At 65.4% G+C, this 14852-nt stretch carries 20 protein-coding genes; 11 read left to right on the forward strand and 9 right to left on the reverse strand.

Annotation, left to right across the window (positions count from 1 at the left end):
• Window positions 1-65 precede the first annotated feature (65 nt).
• The 9 genes from AC2D10_RS14515 (at window position 66) to AC2D10_RS14555 (ending at window position 7856) form a co-directional block, all read left to right on the forward strand.
• Complete coding sequence (locus AC2D10_RS14515) at window positions 66-482, forward strand: C-glycoside deglycosidase beta subunit domain-containing protein (protein ID WP_484708689.1); 417 nt, start codon at window positions 66-68, stop codon at window positions 480-482.
• Entirely contained in the window at window positions 479-1606 is a 1128-nt protein-coding gene (locus tag AC2D10_RS14520) for a sugar phosphate isomerase/epimerase family protein (RefSeq protein ID WP_484708690.1), read from the forward strand. The genes AC2D10_RS14515 and AC2D10_RS14520 overlap by 4 nt, the downstream gene beginning before the upstream one ends.
• A complete protein-coding gene (locus AC2D10_RS14525; protein ID WP_484708692.1) occupies window positions 1603-2628 on the forward strand; it encodes a sugar phosphate isomerase/epimerase family protein in 1026 nt (341 codons plus the stop codon). The genes AC2D10_RS14520 and AC2D10_RS14525 overlap by 4 nt, the downstream gene beginning before the upstream one ends.
• A gap of 13 nt (window positions 2629-2641) precedes the next feature.
• Entirely contained in the window at window positions 2642-3058 is a 417-nt protein-coding gene (locus tag AC2D10_RS14530; RefSeq protein WP_484708693.1) for a C-glycoside deglycosidase beta subunit domain-containing protein, read from the forward strand.
• Between the two features lie 38 nt (window positions 3059-3096).
• Window positions 3097-4263, forward strand: a complete 1167-nt coding sequence (locus AC2D10_RS14535) for a Gfo/Idh/MocA family protein (RefSeq protein WP_484711856.1) — start codon at window positions 3097-3099, stop codon at window positions 4261-4263.
• Window positions 4264-4313: 50 nt separating this feature from the next.
• A complete protein-coding gene (locus AC2D10_RS14540) occupies window positions 4314-5330 on the forward strand; it encodes a sugar phosphate isomerase/epimerase family protein (RefSeq protein ID WP_484708694.1) in 1017 nt (338 codons plus the stop codon).
• Window positions 5330-6199, forward strand: a complete 870-nt coding sequence (locus tag AC2D10_RS14545) for a ThuA domain-containing protein (RefSeq protein ID WP_484708695.1) — start codon at window positions 5330-5332, stop codon at window positions 6197-6199. The genes AC2D10_RS14540 and AC2D10_RS14545 overlap by 1 nt, the downstream gene beginning before the upstream one ends.
• A gap of 628 nt (window positions 6200-6827) precedes the next feature.
• Window positions 6828-7034 carry a hypothetical protein gene (locus AC2D10_RS14550; RefSeq protein ID WP_484708696.1) on the forward strand — a complete coding sequence of 69 codons (207 nt, stop codon included), beginning with the start codon at window positions 6828-6830 and terminating at the stop codon, window positions 7032-7034.
• A 36-nt stretch (window positions 7035-7070) separates the two neighbouring features.
• Window positions 7071-7856 carry a hypothetical protein gene (locus tag AC2D10_RS14555; RefSeq protein ID WP_484708697.1) on the forward strand — a complete coding sequence of 262 codons (786 nt, stop codon included), beginning with the start codon at window positions 7071-7073 and terminating at the stop codon, window positions 7854-7856.
• 383 nt (window positions 7857-8239) lie between these two features.
• Here the strand turns inward: AC2D10_RS14555 and AC2D10_RS14560 are convergent, their stop codons facing one another.
• Window positions 8240-9052 carry a hypothetical protein gene (locus AC2D10_RS14560; protein WP_484708698.1) on the reverse strand — a complete coding sequence of 271 codons (813 nt, stop codon included), beginning with the start codon at window positions 9050-9052 and terminating at the stop codon, window positions 8240-8242.
• Between the two features lie 165 nt (window positions 9053-9217).
• Between AC2D10_RS14560 and AC2D10_RS14565 the strand changes: the two genes are divergently transcribed.
• Together AC2D10_RS14565 and AC2D10_RS14570 are read left to right on the forward strand one after the other, a co-directional pair.
• Window positions 9218-9355, forward strand: coding sequence for a hypothetical protein (locus AC2D10_RS14565; protein WP_484708700.1), 138 nt, complete (start codon window positions 9218-9220; stop codon window positions 9353-9355).
• 13 nt (window positions 9356-9368) lie between these two features.
• A complete protein-coding gene (locus tag AC2D10_RS14570; RefSeq protein ID WP_484708701.1) occupies window positions 9369-9590 on the forward strand; it encodes a hypothetical protein in 222 nt (73 codons plus the stop codon).
• 95 nt (window positions 9591-9685) lie between these two features.
• Here AC2D10_RS14570 and AC2D10_RS14575 read toward each other — a convergent pair whose 3' ends face one another.
• From AC2D10_RS14575 to AC2D10_RS14610, 8 genes are all read right to left on the reverse strand, one after another.
• Complete coding sequence (locus AC2D10_RS14575; RefSeq protein WP_484708703.1) at window positions 9686-10033, reverse strand: hypothetical protein; 348 nt, start codon at window positions 10031-10033, stop codon at window positions 9686-9688.
• 151 nt (window positions 10034-10184) lie between these two features.
• Window positions 10185-10955, reverse strand: a complete 771-nt coding sequence (locus AC2D10_RS14580; RefSeq protein WP_484708704.1) for a tyrosine-protein phosphatase — start codon at window positions 10953-10955, stop codon at window positions 10185-10187.
• A gap of 187 nt (window positions 10956-11142) precedes the next feature.
• Complete coding sequence (locus AC2D10_RS14585; RefSeq protein WP_484708705.1) at window positions 11143-11844, reverse strand: hypothetical protein; 702 nt, start codon at window positions 11842-11844, stop codon at window positions 11143-11145.
• A 113-nt stretch (window positions 11845-11957) separates the two neighbouring features.
• On the reverse strand, window positions 11958-12203 hold the full coding sequence (locus AC2D10_RS14590) for a hypothetical protein (RefSeq protein WP_484708706.1): 246 nt from the start codon (window positions 12201-12203) through the stop codon (window positions 11958-11960).
• Window positions 12204-12295: 92 nt separating this feature from the next.
• A complete protein-coding gene (locus AC2D10_RS14595) occupies window positions 12296-12811 on the reverse strand; it encodes a hypothetical protein (protein WP_484708707.1) in 516 nt (171 codons plus the stop codon).
• Window positions 12812-12871: 60 nt separating this feature from the next.
• Window positions 12872-13081, reverse strand: coding sequence for a hypothetical protein (locus tag AC2D10_RS14600; protein WP_484708709.1), 210 nt, complete (start codon window positions 13079-13081; stop codon window positions 12872-12874).
• 11 nt (window positions 13082-13092) lie between these two features.
• Complete coding sequence (locus tag AC2D10_RS14605; RefSeq protein ID WP_484708710.1) at window positions 13093-14244, reverse strand: hypothetical protein; 1152 nt, start codon at window positions 14242-14244, stop codon at window positions 13093-13095.
• Window positions 14210-14803 carry an RNA polymerase sigma factor gene (locus AC2D10_RS14610; protein ID WP_484708711.1) on the reverse strand — a complete coding sequence of 198 codons (594 nt, stop codon included), beginning with the start codon at window positions 14801-14803 and terminating at the stop codon, window positions 14210-14212. The genes AC2D10_RS14605 and AC2D10_RS14610 overlap by 35 nt, the downstream gene beginning before the upstream one ends.
• Between the last annotated feature and the right edge of the window lie 49 nt (window positions 14804-14852).

A 14852-nucleotide genomic window follows, 5' to 3' on the forward strand; every position in this document is an offset into this window, starting at 1 on the left:
CTTGCTTATGTAGGAAAAAGACATTAGTCTGTCTAAACAAGGACAAAGTAGTCAAGGAGAAGCACGTGATCCCCGATCGCATCATCGAACAAGGCACGCTCGTCACCGACGGCGCCCGTGCGTCCGTCGAGGTCCGACTGCCCTGGTACCGCGCGCTTCCGGGCTCGTGCATCGCCGGCGCGACGCTCACCGTCGACGGCGTCACAGCGCCGACCGACTCGCTGCGCTGGCGCATGAACGACCGTGAGTTCCGCTTCGACGAGCTCGTCGACGAGACCGTGGAGTGGTGGTTCCCCGTCGACTCCGCCGTGCTCTCGGGCGAGGTGGCTGTGACCGGCGACGGCGAGCACGAGGTGCGCGTCGATCTCACGCTCTACATCCCCTACATCATCATCTCGGACTCCGAGACGCTCCACATCGAGGAGCACGACACCAAGACCATGACCGCTCGACAGGTTCAGGAAGCACAGGTGACGGCATGACCGCTCAGGGCACACTCGGGAAGGGCACGCCCATCCAGGGCGTCACGCTCTACAGCTACACCCGCGCGTTCCACGGACGCGAATACGACCTCGAGCAGCTGATCCGCAAGGTCGCCGCCGAGGGGCACGGCCCGGGACTCGAGATCATCGGGTTCTCGAGCTTCCGCGGCTTCCCGCACATCGACGACGCGTATGCCGGCCAGTTCCGCGACCTCGTCGACGAGGTCGGGCTGGTCACCACGTCGCTCGCCGTGAACGCCGACATCGGCATCCACCGCGACCGCCTGCTGACGCAGGACGAACTGATCGACTACATGACGCTGCAGATCAAGGCGGCGGCGAAGCTCGGGTTCCCGATCGCCCGCGTGCAGATCTCCATCACGCCCGACTCGATGGAAGCTCTCGCGCCCATCGCTGAAGAGCACGGTGTCACGCTCGCCCTCGAGGTGCACGCCGACCAGTACGCCTCGCACCCCCGCATCCTGGCGCTCCGCGACCGGTACGAGAAGGTCGGATCGCCCTTCCTCGGCTTCACCATGGACTGGGGCGCGACGGTCTCGGGCTTCGCGCCGTCGCTGATCGAGGCCTACCGCCGTCGCGGCGCCTCGGAAGAGCTGCTCGGCAAGGTCGTCGACCTCTGGAACACGTACTACGAGCAGGGACCGCCCGCCGACCAGGCGGTGCACGGCCAGCGCTTTGGATCGTTCATCGGCCTCGCCGCCCAGAACGGCCGCCCGGACCTCGGCATCGACTTCGGCATCAACGGCACCGGCCTGTTCGGTCCGGCCCGCGTCGACGACTGGCTCGAGATCATGCCCTGGGTCAAGCACGTGCACGGCAAGTTCTTCGGCATCGACGAGAACGGCGAAGAGCCCTCCGTCCCCGTGCGCGACCTCATCACCCTGCTCGTCGAGAACGGCTACTCCGGCGCCGTGTCGAGCGAGTACGAGGGGTGGCACTGGAACCACTGGCAGAGCCCGTTCGACATCATCGCCGGCGAGCAGGCCGTGCAGCGCTCCGCCGCCGAGAACGCCGGCAGCCGCATGATCACCGATGCGGCCGAGGCGCAGCGCGCGCTGGCCGCCCACCTCCCGCACTCCGTCTCGAAGGGAATCCCCGCATGAGCGATGGCATCGCCGGCACCGGCATCAAGCTCGGCATCACCCTGTACTCGCTGACCTCCGAGTTCGCCGCGGGGCTGTACACGCCCGAGACGCTCATCAAGGCGGCCGCCGACCACGGTCTGGGCCCCGGCATCGAGTTCAACATCGCGCAGATGCTGCGCAGCTACCCCGACGTCGACGACGACTTCGTGCGTCTGTGGCGCGACAGCATGGACCGCTACGGGTTCGAGCCGAGTGCGATCGGCACGAACCTCGACATGGGCCGGCGCAAGGATCGCGACATGACGCCCGACGAGGAGCACGAGTTCCTCGCCCGGCAGCTGAAGACCGCGCACACGCTCGGCTTCAAGAACATCGTCATCCGCTCGCACGGCAAGGAGCTGCTGCGCAGCCTGTTGCCGCTCGCCGAGAAGTACGACCAGAAGCTCGGGTACGAGATCCACGCACCGTCGGGTCCGAACAACCCGCAGGTGCTGCAGATGCGCGAGATGTACGACGAGCTGCAGTCCGATCGTCTGGGCTTCACCGCCGACTTCTCGTCGACGATGCACTCGCTCTCTCCCACACTGCTGCGCACGATGCGGCAGATGGGCATGCCCGAGGAGTACTTCACGGTCATGGACGAGATCTGGCACGAGCCGACGCCCATGCATGTGCGCAACCAGAAGTTCGAGGACTTCCTCACCTCTGAGAACTTCGACTTCGCCCGGCTCGGACCGTTCACGCGGCTCGCGTTCAACATGCACGGGCTCGTGCCGCCCGAGGAGTGGCTCGACATCATGCCGCAGATCTTCCACGTGCACGCGAAGTTCTACGACATCGCAGCCGACGGTGAGGAGCCGGCCATGGACATCCCGCGCATCGTGCGGCAGTTCGTCGTGGGCGGATACCAGGGCTACCTCTCGAGCGAGTGGGAGGGGCATGCGTTCTCCGACCTCGGCGAGAGCGACCCGATCGACCTCGTTCAAAAGCAGCACGACCTCATGCGTCGTGCGATCGAAGAGACCGCAGTCGCGGTCTGAACCGGAGACAGTCATGGCCACTCACAACTCCCTGTTCTCCGAGAAGGACGTCCGCCGCACCGACACCGGCATCGCCGTCTCGGTGCAGCTGCCCTGGTACCGGAGCCTCTGGCTGTCGGCCGTCGACGGCGTCGCCGCCACAGTCAACGGCGTCGCCATCCCGACCGCCTCGCTGCGATTCGAGCTCGAGGGGCGCACCTACCGCGTCGACGAGCTGCCCGAGCAGCACGAGACCCTGTGGTTCGTCGCCGAACGGCCCGAGGTCCTCATCGACCTCGATCCGGTGCCGCAGGCCGGCGACACGCTCACCGTCGAGGTCGTGCTGACGATGCGTCTGCTCTACATGCAGATCATGCCCGGGGTCGACGGCGGACCCGGTCGGTACGTCACCAACCGTGTTCCCGTGCAGCGCGAGGTCGTGCTCGCATGAGCCTCGGCGCAGGTCACGGCAGGCCCCTGCGGGTCGCGATGATCGGCCACGGCTTCATGGGCGCGGCGCATTCGGTCGGATGGCGGCAGGCGCCGCACGTGTTCGACCTGCCCGCGGGCGTCGAGATGGCCGTGCTGGTCGGCCGAAAGCCCGACGCCGTGCGCGACGCCGCGGATCGGTGGGGGTGGAGCGAGACGTCGACGGACTGGCGTGAGGTGATCGCGCGCGACGACATCGACATCGTCGACATCGTCACCCCCGGCGACTCGCACGCCGAGATCGCGATCGCCGCGCTCGACGCCGGCAAGCACGTGCTGTGCGAGAAGCCGCTGGCGAACACGGTGGCCGAGGCAGAGGCCATGGCGGATGCCGCGGCGCGCGCCGCCGCGCACGGCGTGGTCTCGATGGTCGGCTTCACCTACCGCCGCGTGCCCGCCGCCACGTTCCTGCGTGACCTCATCGCCGAAGGGGTGATCGGCCGCGTGCAGCAGGTGCGGGCCGCATACCGGCAGGACTGGCTCGTCGACCCCGAGATGCCGCTCGCCTGGCGGCTGCAGAAGGAGCACGCCGGCTCCGGAGCGCTGGGCGACATCGGTGCGCACATCATCGACCTGACGCAGTTCGTGACCGGTCAGACCGTCGACTCGGTGACCGGCGTCGTCGAGACGATCGTGTCGCAGCGGCCGCTCAGCGCCGGGGGCTCCGGCCTCTCGGGCACCGCCGCGGCCGGCTACGGCGACGTCACCGTCGACGATCTCGCGCTGTTCACGGGCCGACTCTCGGGCGGGGCGCTGGCGTCGTTCGAGGCGACGCGTTTCGCGACCGGTCGAAAGAACGCCCTCACGATCGAGGTGTCGGGCGACAAGGGCGCGCTCGCCTTCGACCTCGAAGACCTCAACAGTCTGCAGTTCTACGACCGCACGGTGGCCGATGACCGGCAGGGATTCACGAAGATCCTCGTCACCGAGGCATCCCACCCCTACGTCGGCGCCTGGTGGCCCGCCGGACACATGCTCGGCTACGAGCACGGCTTCACGCACCAGGTCGTCGACCTCGTGCGCGCGATCCACGACGGCACGACCCCGCACCCCAGCTTCGCCGAAGGTCTCGGCGTGCAGAGGGTGCTCGACGCTGTCGAGCGCAGCGCCGCCGACGACTCGGCCTGGGTGCGCGTGCGCACCGAGGCGCCGGTCGGCGTGCGCTGACCGCTCATCCGCATCTCAACGCAGCGCCAGTTTCTACGAAGGAGTCGATCATGGCACGACCGATCACGCTGTTCACCGGCCAGTGGGCCGACCTCCCGTTCGAGGAGGTCGCCCGGCTCGCGGGGGAGTGGGGATACGACGGATTGGAGATCGCCTGCTGGGGCGATCACATCGACGTGTCCCGCTGGGACGACGAAGCCTACGTGCAGAGTCGGCGCGACATCCTCGCGCGTAACGGCCTGCAGGTGTGGGCGATCTCGAATCACCTCACCGGTCAGGCGGTCTGCGATGACCCCATCGACGTGCGTCACCGCGACATCCTGTCGGACCGCGTCTGGGGTGACGGCCACCCCGAGGGCGTCCGTCGCCGCGCGGCCGAAGACCTGAAGGACACCGCGCGGTTCGCCGCGAAGCTCGGTGTGACCACGGTCAACGGATTCACCGGGTCGAGCATCTGGAAGGCCGTCGCGATGTTCCCGCCGGCCTCCGACGAGTTCATCGCGGCCGGGTACCAGGACTTCGCCGACCGCTGGAACCCGATCCTCGACGTGTTCGAGGAGGTCGCGGTGCGGTTCGCGCTCGAGGTGCACCCCTCCGAGATCGCGTACGACTACTGGACGGCGAAGGCCACGCTCGAGGCGATCGGGCATCGGAAGAGCTTCGGCTTCAACTTCGACCCCTCCCACTTCGTGTGGCAGCAGCTCGACTCGGTCGCGTTCGTCCTCGACTTCGCCGACCACATCTTCCATGTGCATGTGAAGGAGTCGATCACCAATCTCGACGGGCGCAACGGCGTGCTGGGTTCGCACCTGCCGTGGGCCAATCCCCGCCGCGGGTGGACGTTCGTGTCGACCGGTCACGGGGCGGTGAAGTGGGAGCCGCTGTTCCGCGCCCTCAACGCGATCGGCTACTCCGGGCCCACCAGCGTCGAGTGGGAGGACGCCGGGATGGATCGTCTGCACGGCGCGCCGGAGGCTTTGGCGTTCGTGCAGAAGCTCGCCGCGATCACGCCGCCTGAGGCCGCGTTCGACTCGGCATTCTCGACGAAGACCGACGAGGCCGTCTGATGGCCGGTGTGCTGAACGTGCTGATCCTGTCGGGGCACATGACGATCGAGCACGACAACGCGCATCGCAGCTTCCGCACCCACAACCAGTGGCTCACGACGCTGCTCGAGGACACCGGGCGTTTTCGCGTGCGCGTCGTCGAGGACCCGCGGGGGCTGGGCGCCGAGATCATCGACAAGTACGACGTGATCATCGTGGTCTTCGAAGGACGCGACGGCTACCACGACAAGGCGGTCGGCTTCGGCACTGAGACGGATGCCGCGCTGCTGAGGTTCGTGCACGACCACGGCAAGGGCATCGTCTGGTTCCACGGCTCGGCCGTGCAGGAGGACGACTGGGGTTACCCCGAGGAGTACAACGTCATGCGCGGCGCGAAGCTCAGCGTGCCCACCGGCATCCGTCCCCGCCCGTGGGGCGAGGCGCAGCTGCGCACGACTGAACCGCGCCACGCGATCACCGAGGGCATCAACGACACGTGGACCGTCACCGGCGACGACATCCTCGTCGGCGTGGAGTTGTACGACGGCGCGCAGGTGCTGCTGACGACATTTGACGATCTCGAGTCGTATGAGAAGGCGCCCGTCTGGCCGATGTCGCACTACCCCGTGGCGATCCCGCCCGCGGGCATCGCGGCGCTTCCCGGTATGAACACCGATCAGCCCATCGCGTGGATCAACGAATACGGCGCCGGCCGCTCCTTCACGATCACGATCGGCCACGACATCGACACGTTCCGCCGCATCGAGTTCATCCGCATGTTCCCCCGCGGCGTCGAATGGGCCGCCACCGGAGAGATCACGCTCGAGGGGCCCGATCGCCGCGGCGAACGGCGCTTCCTGCCCTGGCCGTACTACAACGGCGAGGGGTAGACGGGGCAGGCGAGTGCCTTGCCGGAAACGCGTCGGCGGGGGTTCCGGCGGGTGCGGTTTCGGCAGGGGGTTTCGGCGGGTGGGCGTCGGCGTGTCGAGGGAGGCTTTGTCGATGCTGGGCGGGTTGCCGGAAACGATCGTTTGCGGTGGACGCGCTTATAGACCGGAAAAGAACGCGTGGACTGAGTCGGCGACGCCTGGATGATCCTGCGGTCTGTGGTTCGTGCCGGCAAGCTGAACGTGTTTTGCACCTTCTCCTGGTCGCTCGAGGACGAGCCTCGGTGGGCGCAGGCCCCGTGCCCGAAGTGCGAGCTGATGGCCGTCCGTGTTCAGCCTGGCAGCAACGGTCGCCCGAGCCGCTACCGCTGCACGACCATGACGTGCGACTGGGAGGCGAACTCGTGGGGTGACGACGGCCTGTGTGCGTCGGTGTTCGCCGAGCCCGCGCCGCCAGAGACCCGCGCTCACGACCCGCGATGGCTGACCCTCGTCGATGCGGCTCGCCTGGTTGAGAGGACCACGGGCACGGTGCGCGGTTGGATGGCGCAGGACTCCTCGAGCCGCAGCTCGGCCGCTACTGGCAAGACGACGTGCTCGCCGTCGCGGCGGCCAAGAGGGGAGAATTCACATGAAGACGTGGCTGACTCTCACGGAAGCGGCGGAGCGTATCCGGGCAGAGGACACGGCGATAGCGTCGGCCGAGCGCCGCATCCGTCGGTGGGTGGAGGCAGGCGAGCTTAGCTCGCTCGCCGGCCGCTACCGCCTCGCCGATGCCCTAGCAGCAGAGAAGACGATGCGGAGCCGCCGCGGGCGCCCGAGCAAGAGCGCGCGCTGACCAAACCTTCCGGGGTGATGGCGATACAGTTCGAGAATGGATGTTGGACGAATTTTCGGGCTCAGGTACCGGGAAATACCGGCAAGCGCGGGGCTGCATCTCCGGGGAATAATCCTAGATATCGAGGATCTCCTAGACGCTCTCAATGCAACGATCGATCGCTGGGACCCGTCGGCAGCGCTTCGGAGCGAAGGTGCGGTCGTGCGCGATATTCATTCGTCCCTGATTCGCGGTCCAGTTTCGGAGGAGCAGGCGATGGCGTTCGGTGTTTATGATCGAAGCCATCTGGAGCTGGGGCGTGTGCTTAAGTTGCCCGAGGGCACTGAACGTAGGGTCACGATCAGCTGCGCAGATGCGGCGGTGCGAGTTTCCGTGAGCGGGATGGGGCAAGATGTCATTGCGCTGACGGAGCAGAGCTCTAGTGACGAGCGGTTCATTGCCGACTTCCTGCTCAAGAGCGGGACATCGCGCCCCACGTGGGGCCGACTTCGCTTTCTGCTTCCCCTCATTGCAGTGCCGTTCATCATGATCGGTTACGTTGGCGTGCTGGTCACGACCCAGCTCAATGGTTTCGCTCAGCTCCTTCTCCTTGCGGGGGTGGTGCTCTCGCTCACGGGCGTTGCTGTCTGGTCGAGAAAGCTCGCGACCGGCTTCGCGTACATGCGGAGCACAATCCTTGTGCGAGGACAATCCAGGCGCGAGACGTACGCCGATCGAGCGAACAGGAACGCCAACTTCAAGGTGGCGGTTATCACAGCGCCCGTTACGATCGTCGCTACGTTGATTGCTGCTTGGCTCACAGGGCTAGTGCGGTTGGGGTGAGTCTCATGAACTAACTGTCAAATGTGTCCGCGCGGCATGTTAAGGTGTGCTTGCAGCTGAACTATGACCGAAGCCTCGCCGATACGGCGGGGCTTTCGTCGCGTCTGGTGTCGATTCGGAGTGGGCGGCGCGGCCTGGAAAGGGCCCGGGTGCGCGGTACCCAGCCCGCAAGGGCGCCCCGGCATGAGTAAGCCGCCGCTCACGTCCGATTGAGTCCTTCGCCCCGCGGCCACACGCTCACATCCCTCTGCAAGCGGCGTGCTGCCATGACCTCGCATGGATAGTCCCGCTGAGATCGGGTCGGTGTCTGAGCGAGCAGCCTTAGGCGGCCGAATGATGCGCACACTCGAGCGGTGATGGGCGGCGGGCGTAGTCTTCCTCGCTTACGGAGCGATAGACTCGCTGACGCGGACACGATGTTCGTGGAATCCTGACAGCGTTGCCGATGACGGTGCGCACTGGTCGCCCGTGAAGATCAGTGTGCCGCCCAGATGCCCACGAAAGTCATCAATCCAGTACGTAGAATCGCCAGGTGCAACCCACTGCGCTGGGAACGAACGTTCTTGGAGAGTCGAACTCGAACTGTTCTTGTCGACCTCCAGCCGGAGCACGCGAATCGATGGCGCCGCGCGCAGGTTTGGATCAGGCTTTCCTATGTTTCGTACTCCGTGGGCGTACGAATGCCGGTACTTAAGGCTCTGGTAGGGACCTGAAATGGCGACATCGCGGAGGACTTGTGGTTTCAACATTGCGCCCGTCCACATCGGCCCAATCCCCTTGTCCACCCATGAATGGCCGTTGAGTGCCTGGTCGCCAGGATCTGGCGTGCTCGGCCCGGCCACAAGCTTGTTCACCGAAGCGATCCCAAGTTCGGCGAGGATAGTACCGGCCGCTGCCTGACCGATCCTCTCCAGATCCTTCTGGCCAGCAAGCAACGTCGCCGCATCACTCACGACAGCATCTAGCTCATCGAAGTGAGCCTCCCACCAGTTCATCACCTGGCGCTGTTGGGCCCGCGACAACTTCGGCCCGGCACCTAACTCCGAATCAAGCCACGCTTGCATTATGCCGACTTGGTAGGCGATATCTTGCCGGTGCGTCGCCGAGCGAGAGATGACCTTAAGCGCGTCTATGCCATCCGTGACAGGGGACTTCCGACGAATAGCCGCTACGACGGTACGGCTTGGCGACTCCATGGCCGAATTCTATCGGTCAGGTCTCTGATGTCTTCACTCGCAATCGGCGCCAGCAGGGCGTGCTGAAGCGTCGCACGCGAGCGCATGACCTCCCCTGCGGTCACGGGTCTCCTTCGGGATGGGCTGTGGGAGAGCATCGACACGACGTTGCCCGACACTCACCGGATGTCGTTCACCGCTGACCAACACCAGGCGATCGCGAACGGCGGCCGCCTGGTCGGCCAAATTCTGGTCCCGATGCACCGCTCCTGCAACAGCCGCAAGTCGAACCACGCAGCGACCGAGATCTGGTCCGCGTCCTGACCGAGAAGGCACCATGGCCCGCGAGGTAGGCACAAGCACCACGACGGCCGTCCGCCTCCTCCTGGCTGTCGGCTATGCGATGAAGCCGATTGAGATGGCGACCGTCGAGCTGCCGCTCGTCGCGGTCGGCGATGGTCGCCTGCCGGATGGGTCAGTGGGTGTACTCCGCGTGGGTAAGCGTGGCCTGCGGCGGGAGCTGAGGCGGGCGCTCCGCAAGGCCGCACGAGCGCTCTGATCGTCACGCAGGCCATCGCACGTCGCTCGCATACGTCGAGGCCCGCACGGGCGAGCTCGCGCTATTCACCCAAGATCGGGGCCCGCCCTGGATCGTCAGAAACTGGGTCGGCCCCAGGCTGCCAGCATCCCGCTCGGGATCTTCTGCGCGATCCCCGCTATCTCCCCACTCGAGAACGGCGCCCCGAGCGCCACGCGTGGCGTCTCCTCGGTCCTGATTGCCGCATAAGCAACGGAACGACCAGCCAGAATACGACGTCCACGGGGCGGCCCCGGAACGTCTGGCTCGCCCTCGCAGTCGTCGCCTTCTATGTCGCTCTCGCGGCTCTTTTTGGTAACTTTCTGAGCGGACTCGTCGATGACGACCAGTTCGTCACACAATTCGCGCTCGGACACTTCATCCCTCTCGCTATCGGGATCACCATGCTGCTCCTCTTCATCCACTGGACCGGATGGGGCATGGACGTTTGGCGGGAGAGCCCCACACCGACGCTCACCTCGCGCCGGTGGTGGTTGCTGTCCATCCCGATCCTTGCCTGCCGGCAACGATCGATATCGGCGGCCCGCAATGGGCGCTCATGAGCCTGCTGGGTGATCAGCTTCGGTCGGCTGAGGCAGCGGCTCCGCGCCATGTCTCGATGGCCACTCGCGTCGAGGGTTCGACATTCGATTCACTGAACCAAAGATCGAGGTCCAAGTTCGCGTACATATCCCGGAACGCTGACTCTGCGGTATGTCCGAAGCGACTGAGGATCTGCTGCCGTTCTTCGACCTCGAAGGACCGTTCATGTAGCGCTGACATGGCGTCGGCGTTCGCGAAGGAGTCAAGGTAGTCGGCTACTGCGGCGTCCTCGGTGACATCGAGCGCGCGCAAGAGGACCGCGGCGACGAGGCCGGTCCGGTCCCATCCCGCCGCGCAGTGAAACAGAATCGCACCTTCATCAGCGGCGGCGATCGCGTCCAGCACAAGCGCAAGGCGGTGTGGAAGTGCCTGGAGGTGGGCGCGATAGTAGAGCGGCGTCGCCCACCGTCCATCTGCTTCGTACTCGGCCCAGAAATCCGTCTCGTCGCCGCCGTCGAGGTCTACGTGAACATGCGTGATCGAGGCGGGGACCTGTCCCGTGCGCTCATCTGGCCGACGAAGATCGATCACCGTGCGCACTCCGTACGCGTGGAGCGCTTGCCACCCGTCGGAATTCACCCGTTCCAGCCGTTCCGATCGAACAAACACGCCCTCCGGCGAGGAGGTTCCGTCCGTGCGGTCTCGACCACCGAGATCGCGGATGTTCGCGAGGCCGTCGATGTGGATCGCGCGTTTCATGGTTACCAGTCTCGCCGAAGTGAGACACGCGGCGATCGGCTCCACGCGAGGCTCCTCGGATCAGCGAAACGCTCGACTGATCGCGCCGGCCGTCGAGTGCAGGGTCACCCACAGGAGGAACTTCTGGGCGGGGCGCAGCGGCAGTGCAACGAGCCTCCGCCATCCCTCGCGTCGAGCCCAAGACGTGGTGATGCGCACCCGCGTGCCGCCGGTCGTTTCGACCAGGAACAGTTCATTTGCGGACCGGGGCGCTTCGGGGCGCATCGGGGTAGGTGAAGCTCCACACGATGCTCTCCGGTCTGCGTGCTGCGACCAGTTGGATGCTGCGGCGCTGGAACTCGGCTTTGCGCTTCACCGGCTTCCCGTTGGGGTGCCTCACGGGCGCGAGGCCTTGCCACATCGTTCCCTCCGTCGCGTCTGGGCCCGGGAGTTCAACGGAGCCGACGCTCAACTCCCAGTCGGGAATGCGCATCGGATCCGACAGGAACTGCCACACCTGTTCCCGTGGTGCAGGGACGAACGTGTCCATCGACCCGAACGCTCGCCCTTTCACTTCGGCTGCGGTGGGGGCTGTCGCTTCCCCGGGGGAGTCGAGCTCGCTGAGGCGGTCGAGCACGGCATCGGGTGTCGTATCCAGACGTTCCAGGATCTCGGCGATCAGGCCGCTGGGCTCCGAAACGAGTTCGCGAAGCACTGCCGCGGCATCCCCGGCCTTGTGTCGGCTGACAGAGCGGGCGATGAGGTCGGAAGCGCGCGTGCTCCACTCGTAGCCGTCCGTCTCGTGAAAGACGATGCGCCCTGCCTCGGGGAAGGATGTCGCGATGCCCAACGACGTCAATTGCGCTTGGTGCTGTTCCTCAACGGCACGTCGGGCGACGTCGAGATCGATGCCGATATCGCGCAGCGCGCGTCCGGCGGACTGGTCACTGACCACGAGAGCGAGGAACAGGTGCTCGATGTCTGCTGTGCGAAGCCCCAGCCGAGACGCCTCCTCCATGGCGACAAGGGAGAGCGATTGACTGGTCTGAGCGGCGCGAACGAACTTGCTCATGCGTTCCTCCTGAGGATGGGGATCGTGGGGTCGATGCGTTTGGCGTACTTCTTGTGGACGGCTTGGCGCGTCACCCCGAGCGCGTCGGCGATGTCCTGCCACTTCATTCCTGCACGCAGTGCGGCCTCGACTTGTCGGAGCTCCAGGGTGTCGGCCAGCACGCGCAAGGTCGCCACCGCTCGCAACCCCGCTCTCGGGTCGCTGGTGTCGGCTGCCACCGCCGCGATCTGTGAGGACTCCATGTCCGTCAACCTACGTTGCTTACAGACGCTGTGTCAACCTAGGTTGCGCTCCCGGTGGCGGTGGGAGTGCGCTGCGCCCGGTCAGGGTGACGTCAGGGCAGGACCTCTACCGAGTACGTATTCGTCGCCGTGTCGCACATGGTGACCTGCCAGCTGCTCTCGCTGCCTTCCCTCGTTCGCACCATCTCGATGATCAGTGGACTCGGCCACTCTTCACCTGAACGCTGAGCTGCATCGAGGATGCCGCTTCCGGAGAGCTGCTCGGCCTCAGTGAGCTCCACCTCGTGTGAGGCGAGGGTCTCGAGGGTCCGAACATCGACGATCGACTCTCGGCCGTCACTCGGGTCGCTTTCCTGCTCGCCGAACATGTCGTGTCGGGAGTCGACGCTGCGAAGTCGCCAGACCCATCGCGAATCGACGTACTCGAGTCTCAGACCGACGATGCTCCCACCCACAGCGTCCGACTCGCTCGGCAGGGACTCCAAGAAGTCCGTCGGCCACGAGAACTCGGGCGGCAGGCAGGTCCCGGGGTAGTTCTCGCCAACGGTCGTCGGAGCGGCGGGAACTGTCGCGCATCCGGAGCATCCGACGAGTACCGCCACAGTCACAGCAACGGGAAGAATCCTTCGGCTGATCATCGTTCCCCCTCTCATCGTGCGAATGCGAGCCTACCCACGCTGGTCGATGTCGCTTTCTTGCGCTGTGCGACCGTCGACGTCTTGCGATTGGATAGTGCCACCGGCGTGGTCCAGTTCTGTATAACAGCTCGATCTGGTGTGGGAGGCGTCGAGGTGGAGCTCGTCGAAATGTGGCGTGATCTTGATGGATTGGGTCGGTGGCAACACGAGTGCGGCTGGGTCGATCTCGTAGACGTTCACGTCGTTGCTCCTTAGCCGTCGCATGTTGCTGTGTCGGTCGGTGCGGACTCGACGACTGATGTGGTCACGGCAGTCCAAGCCGTGATGGTGCCCGCGGGGAAGCTGGCGTACCCGTCCATGGTGATCGCTCGCTCTCCGATGAACTGCCCTGTCTCGGGGTCGATGATGATGTCGTAACGGACGTTGTCGGCCGGTTCCAGCCGTCCGATCGCGATACCTGTCGTTCCGTTGAGTGTCGCCTGTTGGTCCGTGATCTTCACGCCGGGAATTCCTGCGGCTGCTTTGTAGAGCGCCGCGCGAAAATCGGCGGGTGCTGTCCCGTGTCGGAGGGCACTGGTGATCCATTCGAGAGCCTGCCCATCGCGAGATTGCCCCGAGTTGCCGTTCAGCTCGTGGATCTCGTCAAGAAGCTCGGCCGGCTCACGCGGAAGGGCGTCATAATCGACGCTCGTGCTCGTCGGCGTCTGGTAGCCCGTGAAGTTGCGATCGCCGGGGGTGATTCCCCCCGGGAATCGCCGGACAATATGCGAACCGTGCTCGTCGTAGGTCGCTGTCTGCTGCTGCGCGAAGGCTACCGAACGGGGCCCGAATGTTTGGACCGGCTGTCTTTCGCACTGGATCCATATCCACTCTTCGTGACGGTCGGCTGGCACGTAGAGTTCGTCGTGATAGTCCTCGATGATGGAGACGTCGTCGGAGGGCTGGATCTCCCCACCGTTCGCTCTTATTCTCGCGGCGTCGATTTCCAGGGTTCCCACGGTGCTGAATGTTCCGTCGGTGCGAATGGACAGGTACTGGCCGGGGCCGACGATCGGGTCGCTGACCTTCACGGTGGCGTCCGCGGCGGAGTGGAGCACGCTCGCCGCGGCTGGATCGGCTCCGCCGTTCCAGTCGGCAAACCCCAATACGTCGGTGGCCGCAAGCGCGACGGTCAAACTGGCTGCACCGAGAGCGGAGAAGCCAGCCCACGCGACCGCGCGACGGCGACGTCGACGTGCTGGTGTGGGGCGAAACGTGATTCCCTCGCCCAACTGTGAGAAGAGCGCGACCGGCGTTTCGCTATCGATCCGTGCGGCGAGGGTGGCTCGTCCGCGAGCCAGGACCTCGGGGTCCGGTTCGCGGGAATCGTCACGCGTGTTGCGGAGCAGCGTCAGTTCGTCCATGATCCGTCTCCTTTTCGATCGATGTCAGTGCAGCGGCGTGGCGTAGTTTTCGCCGCGCGCGATTGAGTCGCGAACGCACGGTGCCGATCGGCACCTGCATGGCGTGCGCGATCGACGCATAGTCGAGATCTCCCCACGCGTAGAGCAGGAGGGTGTCGCGGTCTGCCTCGGGCAACCGCCGGAGAGCCTTCGTCAACCGTCGAGTGAGCCGCGCGGCATCGATACGCGCACCGGCCTGTTCGATGAAGTCCGGGGTGATCTGCGCAGCGAGATCCGCGGACGCGCCCTTCCAGGCGGTCGCTTCCAGGCGGGCATGTTTGTGCATGAGCCGCGTCGCGATGCCCAACAGCCAGGGCCTCGCGTTCGGCACTGTCACGTCGTATGCCGAACGTCGGTCAAACGCCACAAGGAACGTTTCGGACATCACGTCTTCTGCGGCATGGTCGCCCAGTCGTTGGGCGACATAGCGATACACCGACGTCGCATGTCGGGCATACACGGCTTCGAACACAGCCGGTTCGCGGACCGAGCGTTCAATAACTTCGTTATCGGGGCTCACATCCGTATTGCTCGATTCCTTTGATTGGGTTCACGCCAATACTGCAAGA

Source organism: Microbacterium sp. PI-SA-G (assembly GCF_057215335.1).

Coding starts and splice junctions, on each gene's coding strand:
- AC2D10_RS14535 (WP_484711856.1), top strand. CDS start 3,097: ATGATCGGCCACGGCTTCATGGGCGCGGCGCATTCGGTCGGATGGCGG.
- AC2D10_RS14555 (WP_484708697.1), top strand. CDS start 7,071: ATGGATGTTGGACGAATTTTCGGGCTCAGGTACCGGGAAATACCGGCA.
- AC2D10_RS14550 (WP_484708696.1), top strand. CDS start 6,828: ATGAAGACGTGGCTGACTCTCACGGAAGCGGCGGAGCGTATCCGGGCA.
- AC2D10_RS14560 (WP_484708698.1), bottom strand. CDS start 9,052: ATGGAGTCGCCAAGCCGTACCGTCGTAGCGGCTATTCGTCGGAAGTCC.
- AC2D10_RS14570 (WP_484708701.1), top strand. CDS start 9,369: ATGGCCCGCGAGGTAGGCACAAGCACCACGACGGCCGTCCGCCTCCTC.
- AC2D10_RS14605 (WP_484708710.1), bottom strand. CDS start 14,244: ATGGACGAACTGACGCTGCTCCGCAACACGCGTGACGATTCCCGCGAA.
- AC2D10_RS14540 (WP_484708694.1), top strand. CDS start 4,314: ATGGCACGACCGATCACGCTGTTCACCGGCCAGTGGGCCGACCTCCCG.
- AC2D10_RS14530 (WP_484708693.1), top strand. CDS start 2,642: ATGGCCACTCACAACTCCCTGTTCTCCGAGAAGGACGTCCGCCGCACC.
- AC2D10_RS14545 (WP_484708695.1), top strand. CDS start 5,330: ATGGCCGGTGTGCTGAACGTGCTGATCCTGTCGGGGCACATGACGATC.
- AC2D10_RS14525 (WP_484708692.1), top strand. CDS start 1,603: ATGAGCGATGGCATCGCCGGCACCGGCATCAAGCTCGGCATCACCCTG.
- AC2D10_RS14565 (WP_484708700.1), top strand. CDS start 9,218: ATGTCGTTCACCGCTGACCAACACCAGGCGATCGCGAACGGCGGCCGC.
- AC2D10_RS14520 (WP_484708690.1), top strand. CDS start 479: ATGACCGCTCAGGGCACACTCGGGAAGGGCACGCCCATCCAGGGCGTC.
- AC2D10_RS14590 (WP_484708706.1), bottom strand. CDS start 12,203: ATGGAGTCCTCACAGATCGCGGCGGTGGCAGCCGACACCAGCGACCCG.